Origin of the sequence: Parenemella sanctibonifatiensis (genome assembly GCF_002250565.1) — a bacterium.
Taxonomy (GTDB): domain Bacteria; phylum Actinomycetota; class Actinomycetes; order Propionibacteriales; family Propionibacteriaceae; genus Parenemella; species Parenemella sanctibonifatiensis.
Genome location: NZ_NMVJ01000006.1, coordinates 661,640 through 683,492 on the forward strand (window position 1 = coordinate 661,640; position 21,853 = coordinate 683,492).

16 protein-coding genes and 3 rRNA genes are annotated in these 21,853 nt (G+C 65.2%); 1 reads left to right on the forward strand and 18 read right to left on the reverse strand.

Annotated features, from left to right (window positions below):
* Positions 1-11: 11 nt before the first annotated feature.
* Positions 12-1,034 carry a phosphotransferase gene (locus CGZ91_RS07655; RefSeq protein ID WP_179229269.1) on the forward strand — a complete coding sequence of 341 codons (1,023 nt, stop codon included), beginning with the start codon at positions 12-14 and terminating at the stop codon, positions 1,032-1,034.
* Between the two features lie 2 nt (positions 1,035-1,036).
* Here CGZ91_RS07655 and CGZ91_RS07660 read toward each other — a convergent pair whose 3' ends face one another.
* From CGZ91_RS07660 to CGZ91_RS07740, 18 genes are all read right to left on the reverse strand, one after another.
* Positions 1,037-2,230, reverse strand: coding sequence for an AAA family ATPase (locus CGZ91_RS07660; RefSeq protein WP_229116491.1), 1,194 nt, complete (start codon positions 2,228-2,230; stop codon positions 1,037-1,039).
* On the reverse strand, positions 2,227-3,933 hold the full coding sequence (gene recN, locus CGZ91_RS07665; RefSeq protein WP_094453906.1) for a DNA repair protein RecN: 1,707 nt from the start codon (positions 3,931-3,933) through the stop codon (positions 2,227-2,229). Before recN ends, CGZ91_RS07660 begins: the two co-directional genes overlap by 4 nt.
* Positions 3,923-4,942, reverse strand: a complete 1,020-nt coding sequence (locus tag CGZ91_RS07670) for an NAD kinase (protein ID WP_229116492.1) — start codon at positions 4,940-4,942, stop codon at positions 3,923-3,925. Before CGZ91_RS07670 ends, recN begins: the two co-directional genes overlap by 11 nt.
* 35 nt (positions 4,943-4,977) lie before the next feature.
* The gene (locus CGZ91_RS07675; protein WP_229116493.1) at positions 4,978-5,745 is read right to left on the reverse strand and encodes a TlyA family RNA methyltransferase; all 768 of its coding nucleotides are present in this window, start codon (positions 5,743-5,745) and stop codon (positions 4,978-4,980) included.
* Positions 5,738-5,941, reverse strand: a complete 204-nt coding sequence (locus tag CGZ91_RS14580; RefSeq protein WP_229116494.1) for a hypothetical protein — start codon at positions 5,939-5,941, stop codon at positions 5,738-5,740. Before CGZ91_RS14580 ends, CGZ91_RS07675 begins: the two co-directional genes overlap by 8 nt.
* Positions 5,934-6,614, reverse strand: a complete 681-nt coding sequence (locus tag CGZ91_RS07680; RefSeq protein WP_094453910.1) for an energy-coupling factor transporter transmembrane component T family protein — start codon at positions 6,612-6,614, stop codon at positions 5,934-5,936. Before CGZ91_RS07680 ends, CGZ91_RS14580 begins: the two co-directional genes overlap by 8 nt.
* Positions 6,611-7,330: an energy-coupling factor ABC transporter ATP-binding protein gene (locus CGZ91_RS07685; protein WP_094453912.1), complete on the reverse strand. Its 720-nt coding sequence runs from the start codon at positions 7,328-7,330 to the stop codon at positions 6,611-6,613. The genes CGZ91_RS07680 and CGZ91_RS07685 overlap by 4 nt, the downstream gene beginning before the upstream one ends.
* On the reverse strand, positions 7,299-7,934 hold the full coding sequence (locus CGZ91_RS07690) for a biotin transporter BioY (RefSeq protein WP_229116495.1): 636 nt from the start codon (positions 7,932-7,934) through the stop codon (positions 7,299-7,301). Before CGZ91_RS07690 ends, CGZ91_RS07685 begins: the two co-directional genes overlap by 32 nt.
* A 30-nt stretch (positions 7,935-7,964) precedes the next feature.
* The gene (locus CGZ91_RS07695; protein WP_094453914.1) at positions 7,965-8,969 is read right to left on the reverse strand and encodes an HAD-IIA family hydrolase; all 1,005 of its coding nucleotides are present in this window, start codon (positions 8,967-8,969) and stop codon (positions 7,965-7,967) included.
* Entirely contained in the window at positions 8,969-9,973 is a 1,005-nt protein-coding gene (locus CGZ91_RS07700; protein ID WP_144276832.1) for a tetratricopeptide repeat protein, read from the reverse strand. The genes CGZ91_RS07695 and CGZ91_RS07700 overlap by 1 nt, the downstream gene beginning before the upstream one ends.
* Positions 9,928-11,103: a hypothetical protein gene (locus tag CGZ91_RS07705; RefSeq protein ID WP_179229270.1), complete on the reverse strand. Its 1,176-nt coding sequence runs from the start codon at positions 11,101-11,103 to the stop codon at positions 9,928-9,930. Before CGZ91_RS07705 ends, CGZ91_RS07700 begins: the two co-directional genes overlap by 46 nt.
* Before the next feature lie 280 nt (positions 11,104-11,383).
* A 5S ribosomal RNA gene (gene rrf / locus CGZ91_RS07710) occupies positions 11,384-11,500 on the reverse strand.
* A 70-nt stretch (positions 11,501-11,570) separates the two neighbouring features.
* Positions 11,571-14,634, reverse strand: a 23S ribosomal RNA gene (locus CGZ91_RS07715).
* Positions 14,635-14,953: 319 nt separating this feature from the next.
* A 16S ribosomal RNA gene (locus tag CGZ91_RS07720) occupies positions 14,954-16,476 on the reverse strand.
* The 16S, 23S and 5S rRNA genes sit together here, the layout of an rRNA operon.
* Positions 16,477-17,179: 703 nt before the next feature.
* Positions 17,180-18,451 carry a tyrosine--tRNA ligase gene (gene tyrS, locus CGZ91_RS07725; protein ID WP_094453920.1) on the reverse strand — a complete coding sequence of 424 codons (1,272 nt, stop codon included), beginning with the start codon at positions 18,449-18,451 and terminating at the stop codon, positions 17,180-17,182.
* Between the two features lie 159 nt (positions 18,452-18,610).
* On the reverse strand, positions 18,611-20,062 hold the full coding sequence (argH, locus tag CGZ91_RS07730; RefSeq protein ID WP_094453922.1) for an argininosuccinate lyase: 1,452 nt from the start codon (positions 20,060-20,062) through the stop codon (positions 18,611-18,613).
* A 19-nt stretch (positions 20,063-20,081) separates the two neighbouring features.
* Positions 20,082-20,588: an arginine repressor gene (locus CGZ91_RS07735; RefSeq protein WP_094449681.1), complete on the reverse strand. Its 507-nt coding sequence runs from the start codon at positions 20,586-20,588 to the stop codon at positions 20,082-20,084.
* A 1-nt stretch (position 20,589) separates the two neighbouring features.
* Complete coding sequence (locus tag CGZ91_RS07740) at positions 20,590-21,831, reverse strand: acetylornithine transaminase (RefSeq protein WP_094453924.1); 1,242 nt, start codon at positions 21,829-21,831, stop codon at positions 20,590-20,592.
* Between the last annotated feature and the right edge of the window lie 22 nt (positions 21,832-21,853).

Genomic DNA, 21,853 nt, shown 5'->3' on the forward strand with positions numbered 1-21,853 from the left:
CACTTCCAACTGTGAACCCCGCCGCTGACCAGCCAACCACCGGTGCCGGAGCGAGCCCGACGTCGAGCCCGCCCGGGGCCCGCCGAACCCGAGCGACCATCCACGCCGACGAGCTGAGCATCACCCCTGAGCTGGTACGCCAGCTGGTCACCCGCGACCTGCCGGCCCGGTGGGCCGAGTTGCCGCTGTCGGAGCTGCCGCTGACCGGCTCCACGAACCGTCTCTTCCGGCTCGGCGACGAGCTGCTGGTCCGGCTGCCGCGCCAGTCCGGCAGCGGCAAGCATCTCGAGACCGAGACCAAGTGGAGCGCAGTCCTGGACGAGGCACTGCCGATCGCGGTGCCCCAGGTGGTGGCCACGGGCCAGCCCGGTTTCGGCTACGGCGAGAACTGGACCGTGGTGCGCTGGGTCGACGGTGTGCACCCGCCGACAGCGAAGCCCGGCGACGCCGTTGACCAGAACGCCGACCATCTCGCCAAGGAACTGGCGGGCGTCGTGCGTACCCTGCGCGAGTTGCCCGTCGAGGACGACGCCCGTTATGACCCGGCGCTGCGCTGGTATCGCGGCGGCGCGTTGGCGCCGATCGATGTGGACGTGCGCAAGAACATCGAGGCGTGCCGGGACCTGCAGCTGGATCTGGATCTGGACGGGCTGCTGAAACTGTGGGAGGGCTCGCTGACGCTGCCCGGGGCTGCGGCTGATGCTCGCAGCACTGGCGACCTGCACTGGTTCCACGGCGACATCGTCGCGGAAAACCTGCTCGTCAAGGACGGCCGACTGGTGTCGCTGCTGGACCTGGGTGGGATCGGAGTCGGCGACCCGACCGTGGACCTGCACGGCGCCTGGGAGTTGTTCGACGCCGATGCTCGCGAAACCTTCCGCGAGGGCATCGGCGTCGACGAGCCGACCTGGCTTCGGGGCCGGGCCTGGGCGATTGCGATCTCAGTGGGCGTGCTGTCCTACTACTGGCATTCGATGCCGGACCGCTGTGTGGACCGGTTGGCGATGGCGCAGAACGTGCTGGCCGACCGCTGAGGTCAGCGGCTGCCCCAGTCCCACCGCGGCGTGCTGAGCAGGCCTTGGTCGGTCACGACCGTCTCACCGAGCTCGCGCTCAAGGTGGTGGTGACGTGTCCGGTCGTCATCCGACTCATCCGACAGCGCCTCCACCAAGGCCTCGGCGTGGGAAATCACCATCACCTGGCTCCGGCTGGCAGCACTGCTCACCATCGCCGCCACCGCCGGCACCACGCTGGGGTGCAGGCTCGCCTCGGGTTCGTTGAGGACCAGCAGACCCGGCGGTCGTGGGCTGTGCAGGGCTGCGGCGAGGCAGATCAGCCGCAGCGTGCCGTCGGAGAGCTCGGCTGCCGCCATCGGCCGCAACAGGCCTCGTTGTTCCACCTCGATGCTGACTTGGGAGTCCACCTCCCGCACCCGCACCGTGCTGCCGGGCAGGGCCCGGTCGATCACCTCGGCGAAGGAGCCGGCCATGTCGGACTCGTCGATGGTCGCCACCGCCGACCCCAGGTCAGCACCGTCGGCGGACAGCACCGGAGTCTGGGTCAACATGCCGGGCTGCCGGGCCGGGGCTGCGGCGTCGGTGCGCCAGCCGTCATAGAACCGCCAGCCGCGCACCCGACGGCGTACGCCGATCACTTCGGGGGTGGTACCGGGATCTCCGAGCTCATCGATGATGCTGCCGCGGTCCTCGATGGATCCGACCTCGACCCAGTCGTCCTCGCGCCGCTCGACCCGGGCGTTGTGCCGCCGCACCAGTAAAGAGGCCGGCCGGCGATGCGGTCCGGCGAAGATCTCCTCACGTTTGATGATCGGGTCGTGGCTGAATCGGGTGGTGCTGTCGGGACGGGGCAACCCGAGATCGATCAGATAGCCCAGGTCGCCACTGGCGTAGCCCAGCTGGAGCGCGACCGGCGCCAGCCGTGCACCACTCCCCTGCACCGGCACTTCACCGCGTCGCATCCGACCGCTGACGTGCTCGGGGCCGGCCCACAGCACCGCCGACAGTCCACCGACCGCCGCCAGCTCCGGCAGCAATCGACCGTCGGCAATCTCGGCCAACAACCGCAACGCCCGATACAGGCTGGTCTTGCCCGTGCCGTTCGCACCCGTGACCACCGTGAGGCGCTCTCCCAGGTCCAACACCACCTCACGCAGGCTGCGGTAGCCATGCACGGCGACCGTCGTCAGCGGGGTGGGCGGTGGCAACGTCACGAGTCAGCACCGTGCCGATCGCGGCTCGCCTGCGCTGCGGCCAGCAACTCCTCGGCATGAGCCAGCGCCACCTCGGCTTGGGTGCCACCCATCATCCGGGCCAGTTCAGCACTACGGTCCCGGTCCGCGACCCGGCGCACCTGGGAGCTGGTGACCTGGCCATCACTGGCCTTGGCCACCACCAGGTGCAGATCAGCGAAGGCGGCGACCTGGGCCAGGTGGGTGACGACGATCACCTGCGCTGTCCGGGCCAGCCGGGACAGCCGGCGGCCGATCTCGGTGGCAACGGCACCGCCGACACCAGCATCGACCTCGTCGAAGACGAAGGTGTGATGGGCGCTGCCGGAGCGTTCGGCCAACACCACTTCCAGAGCCAGGCGTACCCGGGACAGCTCACCGCCGGAGGCGACCTTGCCGAGCGGTCCTGGCGTGGATCCAGGGTTGGCCGTGAACATCAGCTGCACCCGGTCCTGCCCGGAGGGGCCCGGTTCAATCCGCTCGATCTCGAAACTGATCCGGGCGTGGGGCATCGCCAACGCTGCCAGCTCCGAAGTGGCTGCCTCCGCCAGGTCGGTAGCAGCCTCCTGGCGGGCAACGGTCACCTCATCGGCCAGCTGCTGGAGTTGCTGCTGCAACGCCTCGGCGCGAGCGTCGAGTTCGTCGATCCGAGTGTCGTCACCATCCAGTTCAGCAACCCGTTGTGCCGAGGTCGCCGCCCACGCAAGGACCGCGTCGACGTCCTCGCCGTACTTGCGGGTGAGTTTGGCCAGGTCCGCCTGCCGGGCGGCGATCCACTCCAGTCGTTGCGGGTCGGCTTCCAGGCCCGCCAGGTAGCTGGCGACCTCCGAAGCCAGATCGTTGGCGAGGTGGCTCAACTCCCCCGCCCGGCTGGCCAGGTCGGCCAGCGTCGCATCGTCACGGGCGGCGCGGCCGAGCACCTCGCGGGCCCGACCGAGCCGGCCCATCGCGCCGGGGTCCTCGCCGGTGTCGTCGCCTGCCAGCGCCATGCTCGCCTCGGCTGCTGCTTGCCGCAGGTCGTCGGTGGCCTGCAGGCGTACGGTCTCGGCGTGCAGGTCGGCGTCCTCACCCGGCTGCGGTTCGACGGCGGCGATCTCATCGAGGGAGAACCGCAGCATGTCGAGCTCCCGGGCGCGTTCCTGAGCGTGCTGTCGCAGTCGGTCGCGTTCTGCCTGAACCGTCCGGCATTCCTGGTGGACCGCCCGGTAACGCTCCAGCAGGGTGGCCATCTGCGGACCGGCACAGGCATCGAGGACCTCGCGCTGCCGCTCCGAACTGGCCAACCTGACTTGCTCGGACTGGCCATGGATCGTCAGGCCGGCCGAGGCAACCTCGGCCAGCTTCCCGTTCGGCACACGTGCTCCGCCCACATAGGCCCGCGACCCGTTGCTGGCCACCTCCCGGACCGTGACCAAGCCGTCGTCATCCCATTCAGCGCCGAGTTCCTCGGCGACGGCCGCGACCGAGTCGACCACCGGCAGCCACGTGCCCTCGACACGAGCACTGCGGGAACCGGACCGGATCAGCCCGGTGTCGGCACGTTGTCCGAGCAGCAGTCCCAAGCCGGTGACCACCATGGTCTTGCCGGCGCCGGTCTCACCTGTCACCACCGTCAGCCCGGACGCGAGGTCGACGTTGGCCTCGTCGATGACACCGAGTCGTCGGATCCGTAGGTCAGTGAGCATGCCGCCCCTCGTGGCCATCCGCTTGCTGGTCCGTGTCGTCGTGATGTGAGGTCTCCAGACCGACGCTACGGCCTCGCCAGCCCTCCACCCGCAGCCCGAACTTGTTCACCAGCCGGTCGGTGAAGGCCTGCTGGGTGATCCGGGCCAGCCGCATCCGGTGCTGGCCGGTCACCACCCGGATGTTGCTGCCGGGCGGCAGGTCCAACGACCGACGGCCGTCGCACCACACCACCCCGGACGCCGTCGATTCCGGTGCCAGGGTGATGTCGACCACCGTGCGGGGCCCGACCACCATGGGCCGAGCGAAGAGCGCGTGGGCACTGACCGGCACCACCAGCAGCGCCTCGATGTCGGGCCACATCACCGGACCTCCGGCAGAGAAGGCGTACGCCGTGGAGCCGGTCGGGGTGGCGACCAGCGTGCCGTCGCAGCCCCACCGCGCGAGTGGCCGATCGTCGATCTTGACGATGACTTCCAGCATCCGTTCGCGGGCCAGCTTCTCGATCGAGGCCTCGTTGATGGCGTACGACTCCCACAGCAGGTCTCCACTGTGGTCGGTCACCGACACCGACAACGTGACGCGTTCCTCGACGGTGTACGCCCCCGAAGCCACCGCCTCTACCAGGGCCGGGATCTCGGAGGACTCCGCCTCGGCGAGGAAGCCGACGTGACCCAGGTTGACCCCGACCACCGGCACTTCGCGCGACAGCGCCCATTCAGCGCCGCGCAGGATCGAGCCGTCGCCACCGAGCACTACCGCAAGGTCGCAGTCCTGGCCCGGTTCAAGCTCCTCAAGGATGGCGGCATCGGCGGTGAACCGGTCCCCCATCTCGGCGACGTCGGCGCTGGGCAGCGCTGCATCGATGCCGCGGTTGGTCAGCTCGGTGACGAAGGAGGAGGCTGCAGCGATCGCGGCCGAGCGACGGGCATGGGTGAAGATGGCAATCCGGCGCGGCACCGCAGTGGTCTGCGGCTGTGCGGCAGGCTGGGCAGGGGTTGGCTTCTCCACGGCACCACCCTAGGGGGTGTGACCGGACGCCCTCATCACCAAGGGCACCCCGATTTCGGAGGTGCGGTCGGATCGGCCAGCAGATGCACGAAGAACTCGACATTTCCGGTGGGCCCGGGGACGCGGCTGGGGCCCTGCCAGCGCGCCTGCCAGCCCAGTTCGGCGGCGCAGGCCACCACGGCTGCCACCGCCTCAGCGCGCAGCCCCGGGTCGGTGACGACACCGTTCTTGCCGAGGCGCGCTCGGCCCACCTCGAACTGGGGTTTCACCATCACCATGGCCTCACCTGCCGGCCTCACCAACGGCAGCAGGGTCGGCAGCACCTGGGTCAGGGAGATGAAGGACAGGTCCGCCACCAACCAGTCGACCGGTTCGTGGTCCAGATCACTCAGCGTGAGCTCGCCGACGTGGCAGCCTTCCCGATTCAGCACTCGCGGGTCGCTGCGCACCGGTTCGGCGAGTTGGCCGTGGCCGACATCGACGGCGTACACCCGGCTGCAGCCACGTTCCACGAGTACCTGGCTGAAGCCCCCGGTGGAGGCACCGGCGTCAAGCGCGCGGCCCCGGTCGAAGTGTCCCGCCAGTTCGGCATCATCGAAGGCACCGAGGAGTTTGCGTGCGGCCCGGGACACCCATGGGTCATCGTCGACCTCGAGCTGTACGTCGTGGACAACCGGCGCGGCCGGTTTGGTTGCGACCCGGCCGGCGACCCGGACCCGGCCGCGTGCGATGAGTTCCTGGGCGCGGCTGCGGCTGGCCACCAGGCCACGGTTGACCAGCAGCCGGTCCAATCGCTCAGCCACGCTCACCCAGCGGCAGCTGGTCGCCGTCGTCGAGGACTGATTGGAGCTGTGCCAGTGCCGCGCTGATGTGTTCCGGGTGCTCGTCGACCGGACGGTTGTCGAGGTCGGCCAGCTCGCCCAGGGCAGCATCGACGGTGGCGTGGCCGGTCGGCTCGAACCGCTGTTGCTGTTCTTGCTCCTCGGTCGGGTCAGTCATGGTGGGATGGTATCCGCTCGGACTGTCTGCGCTCGTCGACCAGCAGGCCGCGCGCCACCAATGCCTCACCGGAGCGATGGGCCAACGCAACGGCGTCGATGACGACCGGGGTGACCAGCCGCACCGGTCCCATGCGTACGCCGCGCGCCCGCCCGGCGTCGCGAACCCGCTGCACCGAACCGATCAGTTCGGGGATGCTGCGCAGCATCAGTGCCACTGCCATCGCGACCTGGCGGGGATTCAGCACTCGGCCCAGCAGCGGCAGTCGAGCCAGCACGCCAACCGCGCTCTCGATCTGATCCACCATCACCGGCACCGGGATCGTGGTCAGGACGATCCGGCTGGCGTACAAGCAGCACAGCAGGTTGACCGCCAGCACCACGCCAGTGAGCCAGCCCTGACCGAGCCAGGCGTGGTAGCACACCAGTGCCGCGGACAGAATCACCAGGCCGGTGGGCATCCGCAGCAGCGGCCAGGCGCGGCCCGGCAACGAGGCGACGGCGGTCAGCATCAGCAGCGCCACCAGCGCGCTCAGCCACCACCGCTGTACCAACACCGCCAGCAGCGGCACCAGGATCGCCAGCGCCATCGTCACCCCGGCGGGGATTCGGTGCCACACCGTGTTCCCGGGTCGGTACTGCCCGAAGATGTGCTGGCCCGAGCTGGTTGTCACGGTTGGCCTGCGCTGTAGTCGCGGTAGGTCGCGATCGCCGGCTCCGGCGGCCCATCGACGATCACGGTGCCCTGGTCGAGCACGATGACCCGGTCGGACTGGGCAGCGAGGTCCAGGTCATGGGTGGCGATGATGAGTTGTTGGGGCAAGTCAGCAAGACGCTGCAGCAGTGCGGTGCGGTTGCGCAGATCCAGCAGCGTGGTCGGTTCGTCGCAGAGCAGGATCTCGGGTTCGCTGGCCAGCACTGCGGTCAGGGCGACGAGTTGGCGTTCGCCGCCGGAGAGGTCGTGGACGGACTGGTCGGCCAGCCGGAGCAGGCCGAGCCGATCAAGCCAGTCCTCGGCCGCGGCTCGGCGCTGCTCGGCTGAGCGGATGCGGCGTCGCAGTGACAGCTCGATGTCCTGGCGAGCCGTCGGCATGATCAGTTGCGCCAGTGGGTCGGCGAACAGGAAGCCAACCCGGTCCCGCTGTCGGTACGCCGGACGTCCGGCCACCGTGACGGTGCCGGTGTCGGGCCGGACCAGCCCGTTGCCCAGTCGGAGCAGGGTTGACTTGCCGGAACCGTTGGCGCCGACGAGACATATCCGGTGCTCGGTGAGCTGCAGACTGAGGGGGCCCAGGATGGTTCGCCGCGCCTCGCCCACCTGGGCGAATACTTGGACGTCGGCGAATTCGAGACCGTGCTCAGGCACCAGCGGCAGCGCGGCGGGAGGCATGCCGGGGCAGCAGCCGCGGGAAGGCGGCGTGCACCGAGGCCGCGATGGCGCCGGCCGCCAGATTTTTGATGACGTCGCCGGGCCAGTAGAGCATGTCTGCGAGGGCTGCGGCGGTCCAGGACAGGTCGGCGTTGGCGACCATGCCGACGATGCCGAGCGGGTGGACCACCAAGAAGCTGCCGGCAAGTCCTGACAGCACCAGCAAGGCGTACCGCCAGCTGCGATGCCGGGAGCGCAGCGCGCGGCGGGACAGCAGGCCGATGATGATGGCTGCCAGCGGGAAGCTGAGGAGGTAGCCGGCCGAGGGCTTCGCCAGCACCGCCACCCCCGCTGCGCCACCGGCGAAGACAGGCAGGCCGACCAGGCCGACCACCAGATACAACCCCACTGCCGCGGCGCCGCGCCACGGGCCGAGCACCATGGCGGCCAGCGCGACAGCCAGGGTCTGCAGGGTGATCGGTACGCCGGCGGCCCCGACCGGGATCGGCGGCATCAGCGACAGCGCGGCCAACAGCGCAGCGAAGACCGCAACCAGGGCAACGTCGGTGGCGGTGCTGGTCTCCTCACGCTCGTGTGTCTGCTGGGCGTCGGCTGATGCGCGCACGTGTGATCTCCTACCGGGTCAACAAACAGGTCAGCGCAGCTTATCGAGCGCTGCCGCCAGCGGGGCCGGATCCACCATGTGACCGCGGTCGGCCGCGGCCCAGGCCAGCGGCAGCGCTGCCCGGAGCAGGTCGTACTGACCGTCCTCGCTGTCCAGGTCGGCCGACCACCTCAGTTCGGAGCCGTTGATGTCGGCGCTGGCAGCACCAACCGTGGCCCGGTCGACCTCGACAGTCACCTGATACTCACTGAGCAGGGTCGCGATTCCGGCCCCAATGAGGCTGGGGCGCCGATCCGCGGCCGCAGTCAGCAGGTCCTGTTTACCGTGGGTGCCGGTGAAGACCAGCAGCGAATCCATTCCGGTCGCCACGGCGCCCTGGATGTCGGTGTCGAGCCGGTCACCGACGAAGACGGCCCGGCTGGGCTCGGTGCCGAAGCGTTCCAGGGCGGCCAGCAGGAGCGGCGGGTGGGGCTTTCCGATGACAATCGGATCGGGCTCCACGGCTGCGGCCAAGGCCGCCACCGCAGCACCGTTGCCCGGCACCAGTCCACGTTCGGTGGGTCGGGTCAGGTCGCCATTGGTGGCGTACCAGACCGCACCCGCGGCGATGGCCAGTGCTGCCTCGTCGAGGCTGCGCCAGTCGAGGTCATTGTTGTACCCCTGCACCACCGCGACCGGCGCGTCCTCGGCACTCCGGACCGGGGTGAGGCCAACGGCGGTCAGTTGCTCGGCCAGGTTGTCGGTGCCGACGACCAACACCTTGGATCCGGCCGGGAACCGCTCGGCCATCAGACCCACCGTGACAGGCGCCGAGCTGATCACCTCATCGGCGGTGGCGGTGACGCCGAGCTCGGTGAGGTGCGCGGCGACGGCCTCCGGTGACCTGGCCGCATTGTTGGTGACGAAACCAATCTGTACGCCGTGTTCACGCAACTGGCTGATCGCCTCCGGCGCCCCGGTGACGGCCTGCGGACCGAGGTACACCACCCCATCCAGATCGAACAGCGCCACGTCGTAGCGGTCAGCAAAAGACATCAGTTCTCCCCGGGATCGGTGGTGGCGTCACCCGTACCAGCTGCATCGTCGGTAGCCGTGGCGTCAACGACGGACTCGTCATCATCCGAGGAGTCTGCGACATCACCGGAGGCGGAATCGTCAGTGGACGCGGCGTCGTCAGTGGACACAGCATCGTCAGTGGACACAGCATCGTCAGTGGGCACAGGCGGATCGGCCGGTGCGGCCTCCTCAGCTGAGGCGGCAACCTCGTCAGCAGCCGTAGGGGCCCCCGTCAGCTCAGCGGCCTCAGGGTTGTCCGCTTCGACCGGTTCCTCTGGCTCGTCAAAGTTGAGGTCCACCACGACACCGTCGAGCGCGTCGAGGTGTTCCGCGGCGCCGGTGAGGTCCTGTGGATCCAGCGACCGAGCGGAAACGTAGTGAGCGCGGGCGGCTTCGGCGTTGCCGTGACGCTCGAGCAGCCCGGCGTACGCCATCTGCAGCCGAGCCCGGCTCAGCTGCGGCCCCTTGCTGCCGAGTCGAGTGATCTCCTGGCGTAGGACACGTTCCGCCTCCGCGACCTGGCCGAGGTCCTCGCGCACTCCGGCCGCGACCAACTGCAGCTCGACGGCGTCCTCCGCCGAGAGCTCTACAGCTGAGGCTTCCTTGACGGTACGCAGCGCGCCTTGGGGATCACCGGTGCCACGCTGGCAGTCGGCGATCAGAATCAGCAGGGAATCATTCCCGCTCATGCGGCGCAGCGCCCGGAACTGGGCCAGCGCAGCCTCGAACTCACCAGCCGCGTACGCGGTCTCCGCCACCGCTTCGCGCACCACCGGGAGCCGGGGTGCACGGCGACGAGCCGCCTCGGCGTGGCGATGCGCCAACTCCGGGTCGACCTCGATCAGTTCACCGGCGGCCACCAGGTGGGCGCCCACGGCATCGGCCAACGAAGCCGACAACCCCCGCAGCTCCGCGCGCACGGGTAGCGGCAGGGCCTTCAGGTCAACCTCAGTGGGCGTTTCTGGTTCGTTCTCGGCAGGCATCCGACCGGGCCGGAAGGCGAACTCCTCCTCCCCCTGGAATCGGTCATCATCGCGGTCCGGCGTACGCCCTCGCTCCCGAAAAGAACCCCGGTCACCGAAGGAACGCTGATCGCGGTCGCCGTAGGGCTTACGGTCGCGGTCCTGGCCGTCGCGAGGTCCGCGACGCTCATCGCGACCGCGGTCACCAAAGGAACGCTGATCACGATCGCCATAAGGCTTACGGTCGCGGTCGCCGTAGGGCTTACGGTCGCGGTCACCGAAGGAACGCTGATCGCGGTCGCCGTAGGGCTTACGGTCGCGGTCCTGGCCGTCGCGAGGTCCGCGACGCTCATCGCGACCGCGGTCACCAAAGGAACGCTGATCACGATCGCCATAAGGCTTACGGTCGCGGTCGCCGTAGGGCTTACGGTCGCGGTCGCCGTAGGGCTTACGGTCGCGGTCGCCGTAGGGCTTACGGTCGCGGTCCTGGCCGTCGCGAGGTCCGCGACGCTCATCGCGACCGCGGTCACCAAAGGAACGCTGATCGCGATCGCCATAAGGCTTACGGTCGCGACCGTCGTACGGCTTACGGTCGCGGTCGCCATAGGGCTTACGATCCCGATCCTGGCCCTCGCGAGGTCCGCGACGCTCATCACGACCGCGGTCACCAAAGGAACGCTGATCACGATCGCCATAAGGCTTACGATCACGATCGCCGTAGGGCTGACGGTCACGATCACCAAACGGCTTGCGGTCCCTGTCGCCATAGGGCTTACGATCCCGATCCTGGCCCTCGCGGGGCCCGCGACGCTCATCACGTCCACGGTCACCAAAGGAACGCTGATCACGATCGCCGTAGGGCTTGCGGTCGCGGTCACCGTAGGGCTTGCGGTCGCGGTCACCGTAGGGCTTGCGGTCGCGGTCGCCATAGGGCTTACGATCCCGATCCTGGCCGTCCCGAGTTTCGCGACGCTCATCACGACCGCGGTCACCGAAGGAACGCTGATCACGATCGCCATAAGGCTGACCGTCGCGATCGCCGTAGGGCTGACGGTCACGATCACCAAACGGCTTGCGGCCCCGCTCGCCATAGGGCTTGCGGTCGCGGTCGTCGCGTGAGCCACGACCATCAGGTTGCCCAGCAGAGCCATCCCCACGCCCACGGGGACGCGCCCCGGACGATCCACGTTGATCGCCGGACCCACCAGCACCCGCACCAGACCGCCGGCGCTCCCCTTCGTGATCTGACTCGCTCATCTGACCTCTACTCCTCGTACTGTCCAGCTCAATCTCATCATTTCATCCCGGCAGCACCTGCCGCCGGCCCGCCACCTGTCAGCGGCGGCTACCTGGTGACCACATCATCCGCCCCAGAACGCAAAAAACACCCTTGGGGCGGCCATTGCTGACCGCCCCAAGGGTGTTGTAAATGTCCGGCGACGACCTAGTCTCCCACAGGGTCCCCCCTGCAGTACCATCGGCGCTGAAAGGCTTAACTTCCGGGTTCGGAATGGAGCCGGGTGTTTCCCTTTCGCAATGATCACCGAAACTCTATGGAGTTGTGATCGGATCCCGACCGCAACTCGGGAACCATACAGTGGACGCGTAGCATCTTTGTAGTAACAAGCCCTCGGCCTATTAGTATCGGTCAGCTCCATGCATTGCTGCACTTCCACATCCGACCTATCAACCCGGTGGTCTACCGGGGGCCTTACTAGTTGGGAGCCCTCATCTTGAAGCGTGCTTCCCGCTTAGATGCTTTCAGCGGTTATCACTTCCGAACGTAGCCAACCAGCCGTGCTCCTGGTGGAACAACTGGCACACCAGAGGTTCGTCCGTCCCGGTCCTCTCGTACTAAGGACAGCTCTTCTCAAGACTCCTACGCGCGCAGCGGATAGGGACCGAACTGTCTCACGACGTTCTAAACCCAGCTCGCGTGCCGCTTTAATGGGCGAACAGCCCAACCCTTGGGAGCGACTCCACCCCCAGGATGCGACGAGCCGACATCGAGGTGCCAAACCATGCCGTCGCTATGGACGCTCGGGCAAGATCAGCCTGTTATCCCCGGGGTACCTTTTATCCGTTGAGTGACGGCGCTTCCACATGCCACCGTCAGATCACTAGTCCCGACTTTCGTCCCTGCTCGAGATGTCTCTCTCACAGTCAAGCTCCCTTGTGCACTTACACTCAACACCTGATTGCCAACCAGGCTGAGGGAACCTTTGGGCGCCTCCGTTACTTTTTGGGAGGCGACCGCCCCAGTCAAACTACCCATCAGGCACTGTCCCTGATCCGGATAACGGACCTAGGTTAGATAACCAGAACAACCAGAGTGGTATTTCAACATTGACTCCACAACCACTGGCGTGGCTGCTTCAAAGTCTCCCACCTATCCTATACAAGTTGTACCGATCACCAATACCAAACTATAGTAAAGGTCCCGGGGTCTTTCCGTCCTGCTGCGCGTAACGAGCATCTTTACTCGTAGTGCAATTTCGCCGAGTTCGTGGTGGAGACAGCGGGGAAGTCGTTACTCCATTCGTGCAGGTCGGAACTTACCCGACAAGGAATTTCGCTACCTTAGGATGGTTATAGTTACCACCGCCGTTTACTGGGGCTTAAGTTCAGCGCTTCGCCGAAGCTAACGCGTCCCCTTAACCTTCCAGCACCGGGCAGGAGTCAGTCCGTATACATCGTCTTTCGACTTGGCACGGACCTGTGTTTTTAGTAAACAGTCGCTTCCCCCTGGTCTCTGCGGCCCGCAATGCTCACACAGCAAGTGTGGTCACAAATTGGGCCCCCCTTATTCCGAAGTTACGGGGGTATTTTGCCGAGTTCCTTCACCACGATTATCTCGATCGCCTTGGTATTCTCTACCTATCCACCTGTGTCGGTTTAGGGTACGGGCGGCTAACAACTCGCTCACGAAGATTTTCTAGGCAGCATAGGATTACCCATACACAATGACCAATGGTCAAAGGACACGTCATGCCTCGGGCTTGTGTGGTGCGGATTTGCCTACACCACGCCCTGCGCACTTGACCCGGTATTACCATAACCGGGATGGGCTACCTTCCTGCGTCCCTCCGCAGCTTGCCTAATACAAGATTGGTTCGCAGAGTCAGCTCGTTCAGTCCGAAGACGTCCGGAGCCTTCCATGCTTAGCATCACTCGCCTCGGCAGGGTTGTTGTTTCGCCGGTCTCGGGAATATCAACCCGGTGTCCATCGACTACGCCTGTCGGCCTCGCCTTAGGTCCCGACTAACCCAGGGCAGATTAACTTGACCCTGGAACCCTTGGATATTCGGCGGACGGGTTTCTCACCCGTCATTCGCTACTCATGCCTGCATTCTCACTTGTGTACTCTCCACGGCTGGGTCACCCCGCCGCTTCATCGCATACACAACGCTCCCCTACCCATCCAGAAAACTGGATGCCACAGCTTCGGCGGATTGCTTGAGCCCCGCTAAATTGTCGGCGCAGAATCACTTGACCAGTGAGCTATTACGCACTCTTTCAAGGGTGGCTGCTTCCAAGCCAACCTCCTGGTTGTCTCCGCAACTCCACATCCTTTTCCACTTAGCAATCTCTTTGGGGCCTTAGCTGGTGATCTGGGCTGTTTCCCTCTCGACTACGAAGCTTATCCCCCGCAGTCTCACTGCCACGCTTCACTTACCGGCATTCGGAGTTTGGTTGATGTTGGTAAGCTGTTGGGCCCCCTCAACCATCCAGTGCTCTACCTCCGGTAAGAAACGCGTGACGCTGCACCTATATGCATTTCGGGGAGAACCAGCTATCACGGAGTTTGATTGGCCTTTCACCCCTATCCACAGCTCATCCCCTCCATTTTCAACTGAAGTGGGTTCGGGCCTCCACGACGTCTTACCGTCGCTTCACCCTGGCCATGGATAGATCACTCCGCTTCGGGTCTAGAGCATGCGACTCAATCGCCCTGTTCGGACTCGCTTTCGCTACGGCTTCCCCACACGGGTTAACCTTGCCACATACCACTAACTCGCAGGCTCATTCTTCAAAAGGCACGCCGTCACTTTCGCTCCGACGGATTGTAGGCAATCGGTTTCAGGTACTATTTCACTCCCCTCCCGGGGTACTTTTCACCTTTCCCTCACGGTACTGGTCCGCTATCGGTCACCAAGGAGTATTTAGGCTTAGCGGGTGGTCCCGCCAGATTCGTACGGAATTTCAGGGGTTCCGTACTACTTGGGGTAACGCTCAGGAGTGATTGAATTACGTCTACCGGGGTGTTACCGTCTTTGCCGTGTCTTCCCAGGACACTTCGACTTTTTCAATCATTTTTGACTCCTTGACCAATTGACAGCCTGGTCGGAGCGGCCCCTCAACACCATAGCTGCAACGCCTGTCAGCTATCACACAACTATGGTTTGGCCTCTTCCGCGTTCGCTCGCCACTACTTACGGAATCACGGTTGTTTTCTCTTCCTGTGGGTACTGAGATGTTTCACTTCCCCACGTTCCCTCCAACTACCCTATGTGTTCAGGTAGAGGTCGCCGGACTTGCCTCCGGTGTTTCGAGGTTTCCCTATTCGGAGATCCACGGATCGAAGCTTGTTTACCAGCTCCCCGTGGCTTATCGCAGGTTACAACGTCCTTCATCGGCTCTTGGTGCCTAGGCATCCACCGATTGCCCTTAGTAGCTTGTTATTACTACAAAGATGCTCGCGTCCACTGTATAGTTCTCAAGATACGGGCGGTATCTGGACTCATCACCTCAGTGACTCATCGTGATCCGCTAGAAGAGTTGTTGCTGAGCAACCGACCCTTCAGGACCCAACAGTGTGCCTGGGCTCGACCTTCTCGCTTCATCGTTCCACTCCTGCAAGCAGGTTGTACTGGACGAGGTGAGTCGCTCGAGCTTAATGGTCAATGTTCCACATTCCGGTGCCTGCTCAGCCAGAGACGTTTGCTCTGGAACTGAACATTGGACAGCCAGTGATGAGCCGGCTGCCAAAAGGCTCCTTAGAAAGGAGGTGATCCAGCCGCACCTTCCGGTACGGCTACCTTGTTACGACTTAGTCCTAATTACCAGTCCCACCTTCGACGGCTCCCTCCACAAGGGTTGGGCCACCGGCTTCGGGTGTTACCGACTTTCATGACTTGACGGGCGGTGTGTACAAGGCCCGGGAACGTATTCACCGCAGCGTTGCTGATCTGCGATTACTAGCGACTCCGACTTCATGGGGTCGAGTTGCAGACCCCAATCCGAACTGAGACAGGCTTTTTGGGATTCGCTTGACCTTGCGGTTTCGCAGCCCATTGTACCTGCCATTGTAGCATGCGTGAAGCCCTGGACATAAGGGGCATGATGACTTGACCTCATCCCCACCTTCCTCCGAGTTGACCCCGGCAGTCTCCTATGAGTCCCCGGCATTATCCGCTGGCAACATAGGACGAGGGTTGCGCTCGTTGCGGGACTTAACCCAACATCTCACGACACGAGCTGACGACAGCCATGCACCACCTGTATACCGACCACAAGGGGGCGCCTGTCTCCAGGCGTTTCCGGTATATGTCAAACCCAGGTAAGGTTCTTCGCGTTGCATCGAATTAATCCGCATGCTCCGCCGCTTGTGCGGGCCCCCGTCAATTCCTTTGAGTTTTAGCCTTGCGGCCGTACTCCCCAGGCGGGGCACTTAATGCGTTAGCTACGGCACGGAACTCGTGGAATGAGTCCCACACCTAGTGCCCACCGTTTACGGCATGGACTACCAGGGTATCTAAGCCTGTTTGATCCCCATGCTTTCGCTTCTCAGCGTCAGGAAAGTCCCAGAGAACCGCCTTCGCCACTGGTGTTCCTCCTGATATCTGCGCATTCCACCGCTCCACCAGGAATTCCGTTCTCCCCTAACTTCCTCTAGTCTGCCCGTATCGAAAGCACGCTCAGGGTTAAGCCCTGAGTTTTCACATCCGACGCGACAAACCGCCTACAAGCTCTTTACGCCCAATAATTCCGGACAACGCTTGCACCCTACGTATCACCGCGGCTGCTGGCACGTAGTTGGCCGGTGCTTCTTCTGCAGGTACCGTCACTTTCGCTTCGTCCCTGCTGAAAGCGGTTTACAACCCGAAGGCCGTCATCCCGCACGCGGCGTTGCTGCATCAGGCTTGCGCCCATTGTGCAATATTCCCCACTGCTGCCTCCCGTAGGAGTCTGGGCCGTATCTCAGTCCCAGTGTGGCCGGTCGCCCTCTCAGGCCGGCTACCCGTCGAAGCCTTGGTGAGCCGTTACCTCACCAACAAGCTGATAGGCCGCGAGCCCATCCATGACCGCCGGAGCTTTCAAGCTCAGCGGATGCCCGCCGAGCTGGTATTCGGTATTAGACGTTCTTTCGATCGCTTATCCCGATGTCAAGGGTAGGTTGCTCACGTGTTACTCACCCGTTCGCCACTGATCAGATGGAGCAAGCTCCATCGTCACCGTTCGACTTGCATGTGTTAAGCACGCCGCCAGCGTTCGTCCTGAGCCAGGATCAAACTCTCCGTTGAAAATTTTTAGGTGTTAACCTTCAACTTTGTGTTTGATGACTGACTTGAGATCCATTGCTGGATCCAAATATTCATCAAAGGAACCGTCCTCTGTCGTCACCGACGGAAATCGCCGGATCTGCCAGAGCACGGGGTTATTTTCGTGCATTATTTGGCATTGACTTTTAAGCACACTGTTGAGTTCTCAAGTTTCGGGTGCACACCGCGCTTCGGCTTTCGCTTCTGCTTGGGGCAACTCGAACAACATTACCGAGGTGATCTGTCGGTGTCAAATCGGCTTGTTTTGCCTCTCTGAGCGACCGTACCTGGTTCCATCCGTGGCCAGCTGGCCAGTGGATCTCCCTCAGGTGATCATTCCCGATTCAGTTGTTGTGAGGGGCTCGCCTGGCGATCAGATCGCCGGTGGAGAACCCTTCGGTCTTGCTCTTGTTCTTGCTGGCCGCCCTGCGGCGACCAGATGAACATTACCCGGTGTCCCTGCCCCGGTCAAATCCGGGATCTTGGGGTCCTGGTCAACTCACATAGCTCCGCACCGGCCCTCAGTGGGTCCTCATTGGACACACACCTCGCCGCTACCAAGTTGGTGGGTTGGCCCCTGTGGCGCCGGCCTCGGTCAGTGACCTCGTCCTTGCTCTCCGGTGGGGCGAGACATAAAAGTACACGGGGTCCGGGGTCGGGTCAAATCGACCCCGGACGCGGCGCGTCAACGGCGCAGTTCGACCACACCGACGGTCTTGCGGCCCCGGCGTACGACGACGAAACGGCCGTGCAGCAGGTCCTCGGGACCGATGGGATCCTCACCGCGGTCGGGCTCGACCTTGGTGTTGTTCAGGTACGCCCCGCCCTCCTTCACGGCGCGACGGGCAGCTCCCTTGGAGTCCACCACTCCCCCGGCCGGCAGGAGGTCGACCGGGGTGGGCAGATCCGCTCCGGCATCGAGGACGCCGCCCCCGACTTCCTTGGCAACGGCCGACAGCATCGACTCCGGAAGGGTGCTCAGCTCCTCACGTCCGAAGATCGCCGCAGCTGCTTGGGTGGCAGCCTCCCGCTCCTCGCGTCCGTGGACCAGATCGGTCACGTCATCAGCCAACGCCCGGTGGGCCGCACGCTTGAACGGCTCTTCCTGGTTGGCGCGGTCCAACTCGGTGACTTCCTCGCGACTGCGGTTACCGAAGACCTTGAGGTACTCGATGACCTTGACGTCCTCGACGTTCAGGAAGAACTGGTGGAAGGCGTACGGGCTGGTGCGCTCGGGGTCCAACCAGACCGTGCCCTGCTCCGTCTTGCCGAACTTGGTGCCATCAGCCTTCGTCAGCAGCGGCGTCGACAGCGCGTGGACCCGTTCCCCTTCACTGCGGCGGATCAACTCCACCCCGGCCGTGATGTTGCCCCACTGGTCCGAGCCGCCGGTCTGCAGGGTGCAGCCATGGCGGCGGAAAAGTTCGCGGTAGTCGAGCGCCTGCAGCAACACGTAGCTGAACTCGGTGTAGGAGATGCCCGACTCGAGGCGCTTGGCGACCACGTCGCGGGCCAGCATCCGGTTCACCGGGAAGTGCTTGCCGGTGTCACGCAGGAAGTCGATGACGTTGATCTCGGCGGTCCAGTCCAGGTTGTTGACCAACTGGGCGCCCGCCGGCCCGTCCATCTCGACGAACCGGCTGACCTGGGAGCGGATCTTCTCCACCCATTCGGCGACCACCTCGCGGGTGTTGATGGTCCGCTCGCCACCCTCCTTGGGGTCGCCGATCAGACCGGTCGAGCCACCGACCAGCAGCAGCGGTCGGTGACCGGCTGCCTGAAGTTTGCGGGCAACGATCAGCTGGACCAAGTTGCCCATGTGGATGCTTGGCGCGGTGGGGTCGAAGCCGACATAGAAGGTGACTGGTCCGCTGTCGAGGTGCGCCGACAGCGCCTCCTCATCGGTGCTCTGGGCCAACAGCCCGGACCACTTCAGCTCATCCAGTACACCGTTCACGACAACTCCTCATCCGCCCGGTCGGAAGAAACAGTGCGTGCGACGGCCATCGCACACCACCGGACGCAGTCCATCTTGCCGCATCGGCGCCGCAGTCGCCGGACAATTCCGGGTGACGGGGCCGCTGTGACCCATCGCACTCGATCGCCCGCCCCCTGGTCAGTTGCGGTCGTCGGGTTCGGGCAGCGCCGCCATCGGCAGCAGTCGCGCCACCTCATCGCGGATCTCGGCCAGCTGGGCCACGACCTGGCCGGGTGCGGTGCCACCACGGCCGTTGCGGGCCGCGACCGATCCTTCGACGGTGAGCACCGCGCGTACATCGGGGGTCAGTTCGGGAGCCACCTCAGCCAGTTGCTCACCGGTGAGGTCCGACAACTCCAGATCGCGCTGCTCGCAGTAGCTGACCGCCTTGCCGGCAATGTCATGGGCGCGGGAGAACGGAACCCGCTGGCGTACCAACCAGTCCGCCATGTCGGTGGCCAACGAGAATCCTCGCGGCGCCAGGTCAGCCATCCGCGCCTCGTCGAAGGTCAGGGTGGCCATCATGCCGGTCACCGCCGGCACCAGGATCCGCAGCTGGTCCAAGCCGTCGAAGACCGGCTCCTTGTCCTCCTGCAGGTCCCGGTTGTACGCCAGCGGAAGGCCTTTGAGCGTGGCCAGCAACCCGGACAGGTTGCCGATCAGCCGACCGGCCTTGCCACGGGCCAACTCCGCCACGTCAGGATTCTTCTTCTGGGGCATGATGCTGGACCCGGTCGACCAGGCATCATCCAGCCGTGCGAAGCCGAACTCGTGGGTGCACCACAGGATCACGTCCTCGCTCAGTCGGGACAGGTCCACGCCCACTTGGGCCAGAATCCAGGCCGCCTCCGCGACCAGGTCACGTGCCGCGGTGCCATCGATCGAGTTCGGCACGCTGTCGCGGAAGCCCAGGTCGGCGGCGACCAGCTGCGGGTTGAGGCCGAGCGAGGTACCCGCCAGCGCCGCTGATCCGTACGGACTCAGCCCGAGTCGGCGCTGCAGGTTGCCAATCCGATCGAGATCGCGCACCAACGGCCAGGCATGGGCCAGCAGATGGTGGGCCAGCAGCACCGGCTGCGCATGTTGAAGATGAGTACGGCCCGGCATCACGGCCTGCCGATGCTCCTCGGCCCGGTCGGCGAGCGTCGTGACCAGCTCACCGAGGCGCTGCGCCAACTGCGACAACTCGTCGCGCAGATAGAGCCGCACCAGGGTCGCGATCTGGTCGTTGCGGGAGCGGCCGGCGCGCAGCCGTCCACCGAGTTCGGGCCCGACGATGCCGATCAGACCTCGTTCCAGGGCACCGTGGACGTCCTCGTCCTCAGGGGTGGCGGTGAACTCACCTGTGACGACAGCGGCCGCCAGGTCATCCAGCCCGGCCAGCAGCGCCTCGCGTTCCTCGTCCCGCAGCAAACCGGCCCGATGCAGTGCACCGACGTGGGCCCGAGAACCGGCGATGTCGACCCGCGCCAGCCGCCAGTCGAACTGGGTGGAGCGCGACAATTCAGCCATCACCTCGCTGGGACCGCCGGCAAACCGGCCACCCCACAGGCGTCCGGCTTCGTGGCTCCCTGCACCGCTGTGGCTCATCGTCTCCCTCTCAGATCTGTCAACGTTCGGCGACATCGGTCCGCAGGTGGCCGGCGAACCATTCCACCAGTGCTGGACCAGCTGCCGGGTCACGTCCGACCAACAGAATCGTGTCGTCCCCGGCGATCGTACCGAGCACCTCGGGCAGCTCGGCACGGTCGATCGTGGAGGCGAGGTACTGCGCAGCGCCCGGCGGCGTACGCAGGATCACCTGGTTGCCCACCGACTGGGCCGACACCAACAGTTCCTGACACAGCCGGGCCAGCTTGCCGCTCAGTCGGCCCCGCTCCCCCGAGGTCAACGAGCGGTCGCCGCCCTCGCCCGGCACGGCGTACGCCTGCTGACCGTCCGCGCGTCGGATCCGGACCGCGCCGACCTCGAGCAGGTCCTTGGACAGCGTCGGCTGGGCCACCTCGACGCCCTCGTCGGCGAGTCGCTGGGCGAGTTCGGCCTGCGAACCGATCACTTCGTTGACCAGCAGGTCAATGATCCGTTGCTGGCGGGCAGTCTTGCTGAGCCGCACCATGTCAGCCCCGGGCTGCGTCGAGCAGGTCCGGCAGCGCTGTCACGAAGCTGTCGATCTGCTCCGGGGTCACCACCAGGGAGGGCGCCAGCCGAAGCACGGACGGACGGGGGGCGTTGATGATGAACCCCGCCGCCAACGCTGCGGCAGCCACGGCGGAGCCACGCTCGGCCCATTCACCGGTCAGTTCGATACCGAGCAGCAGGCCCGCACCGCGTACGCCGGCAATTCCTGGATGCTGCAGCGCCAGCACCCCCTCACGCAGCTGCGCGCCACGTTCCCGGGCCGCCACCAGCAGACCGTCCTCGTCGATGACCGCCAAGGTCGTCAGCGCCACTGTCGCAGCCAGCGGATTGCCACCGAAGGTGGTCCCGTGGGCGCCGGGCTCGAAGAGCTCCGCGGCACGGCCGACGCCAATGCAGGCGCCGACGGGGAAGCCCGCACCCAGGCCCTTGGCGAGCGTGATGACGTCGGGCTGGACCCCCTGCCCCACGCTCAGCAGCCAGCTGCCGCAACGGCCGATGCCAGTCTGGACCTCGTCGACCCACATGAGCGCCCCGGTGCGATCGCACACCTCGCGAACGCCGGCCAGGTAACCCTCCGGTGGCACCACCACACCGTTCTCACCCTGAATCGGTTCCAGCACCACGGCCGCGGTCTGGTCGTCGACGGCTGCCGCGAGGGCAGCCAGGTCGCCGTACGGGACGAAGCTCACCTCGCCGGGCAGTGGCTCGAAGGGAGTCCGATACTTCGGTGTGTGGGTGAGCGCGAGCGCCCCCATGGTGCGGCCGTGGAAGCTGCCCTCCATCGCCACGATCTTGGTACGTCCGGTGAGGCGGGTCAGCTTGAAGGCGGCCTCATTGGCCTCAGTTCCTGAATTGCACAGGAAGGTCCGGGCCGGCAGCGTCGGGTTGAGTTCGGAGGCCATCGTTGACAGCCGCTCGGCCAACGCCACCTGGACATCGGTGGTGAACAGGTTGCTGACGTGCATCAGCAGACCTGCCTGGCGCCCGATCGCCGCAACGATGTCGGGGTGCGCATGGCCCAGCGAGTTGACCGCGATGCCGGAGAAGAGATCCAGGTAACGAGTGCCGCCGCGGCTCCAGACCCAGCACCCTTCGCCGCGCTCCAAGATCTGGGCCGGCTCGGGGAAGGTGTGCATCAGCACCCGGCGATACCGGCTGGGCTGCGCGGGAGCGAGATTCTGGGGCGCATGGTCGACTGGGGCGTTTTCGGGATTCGTCATGGTGGCCTCTCTCAGTGGGTTC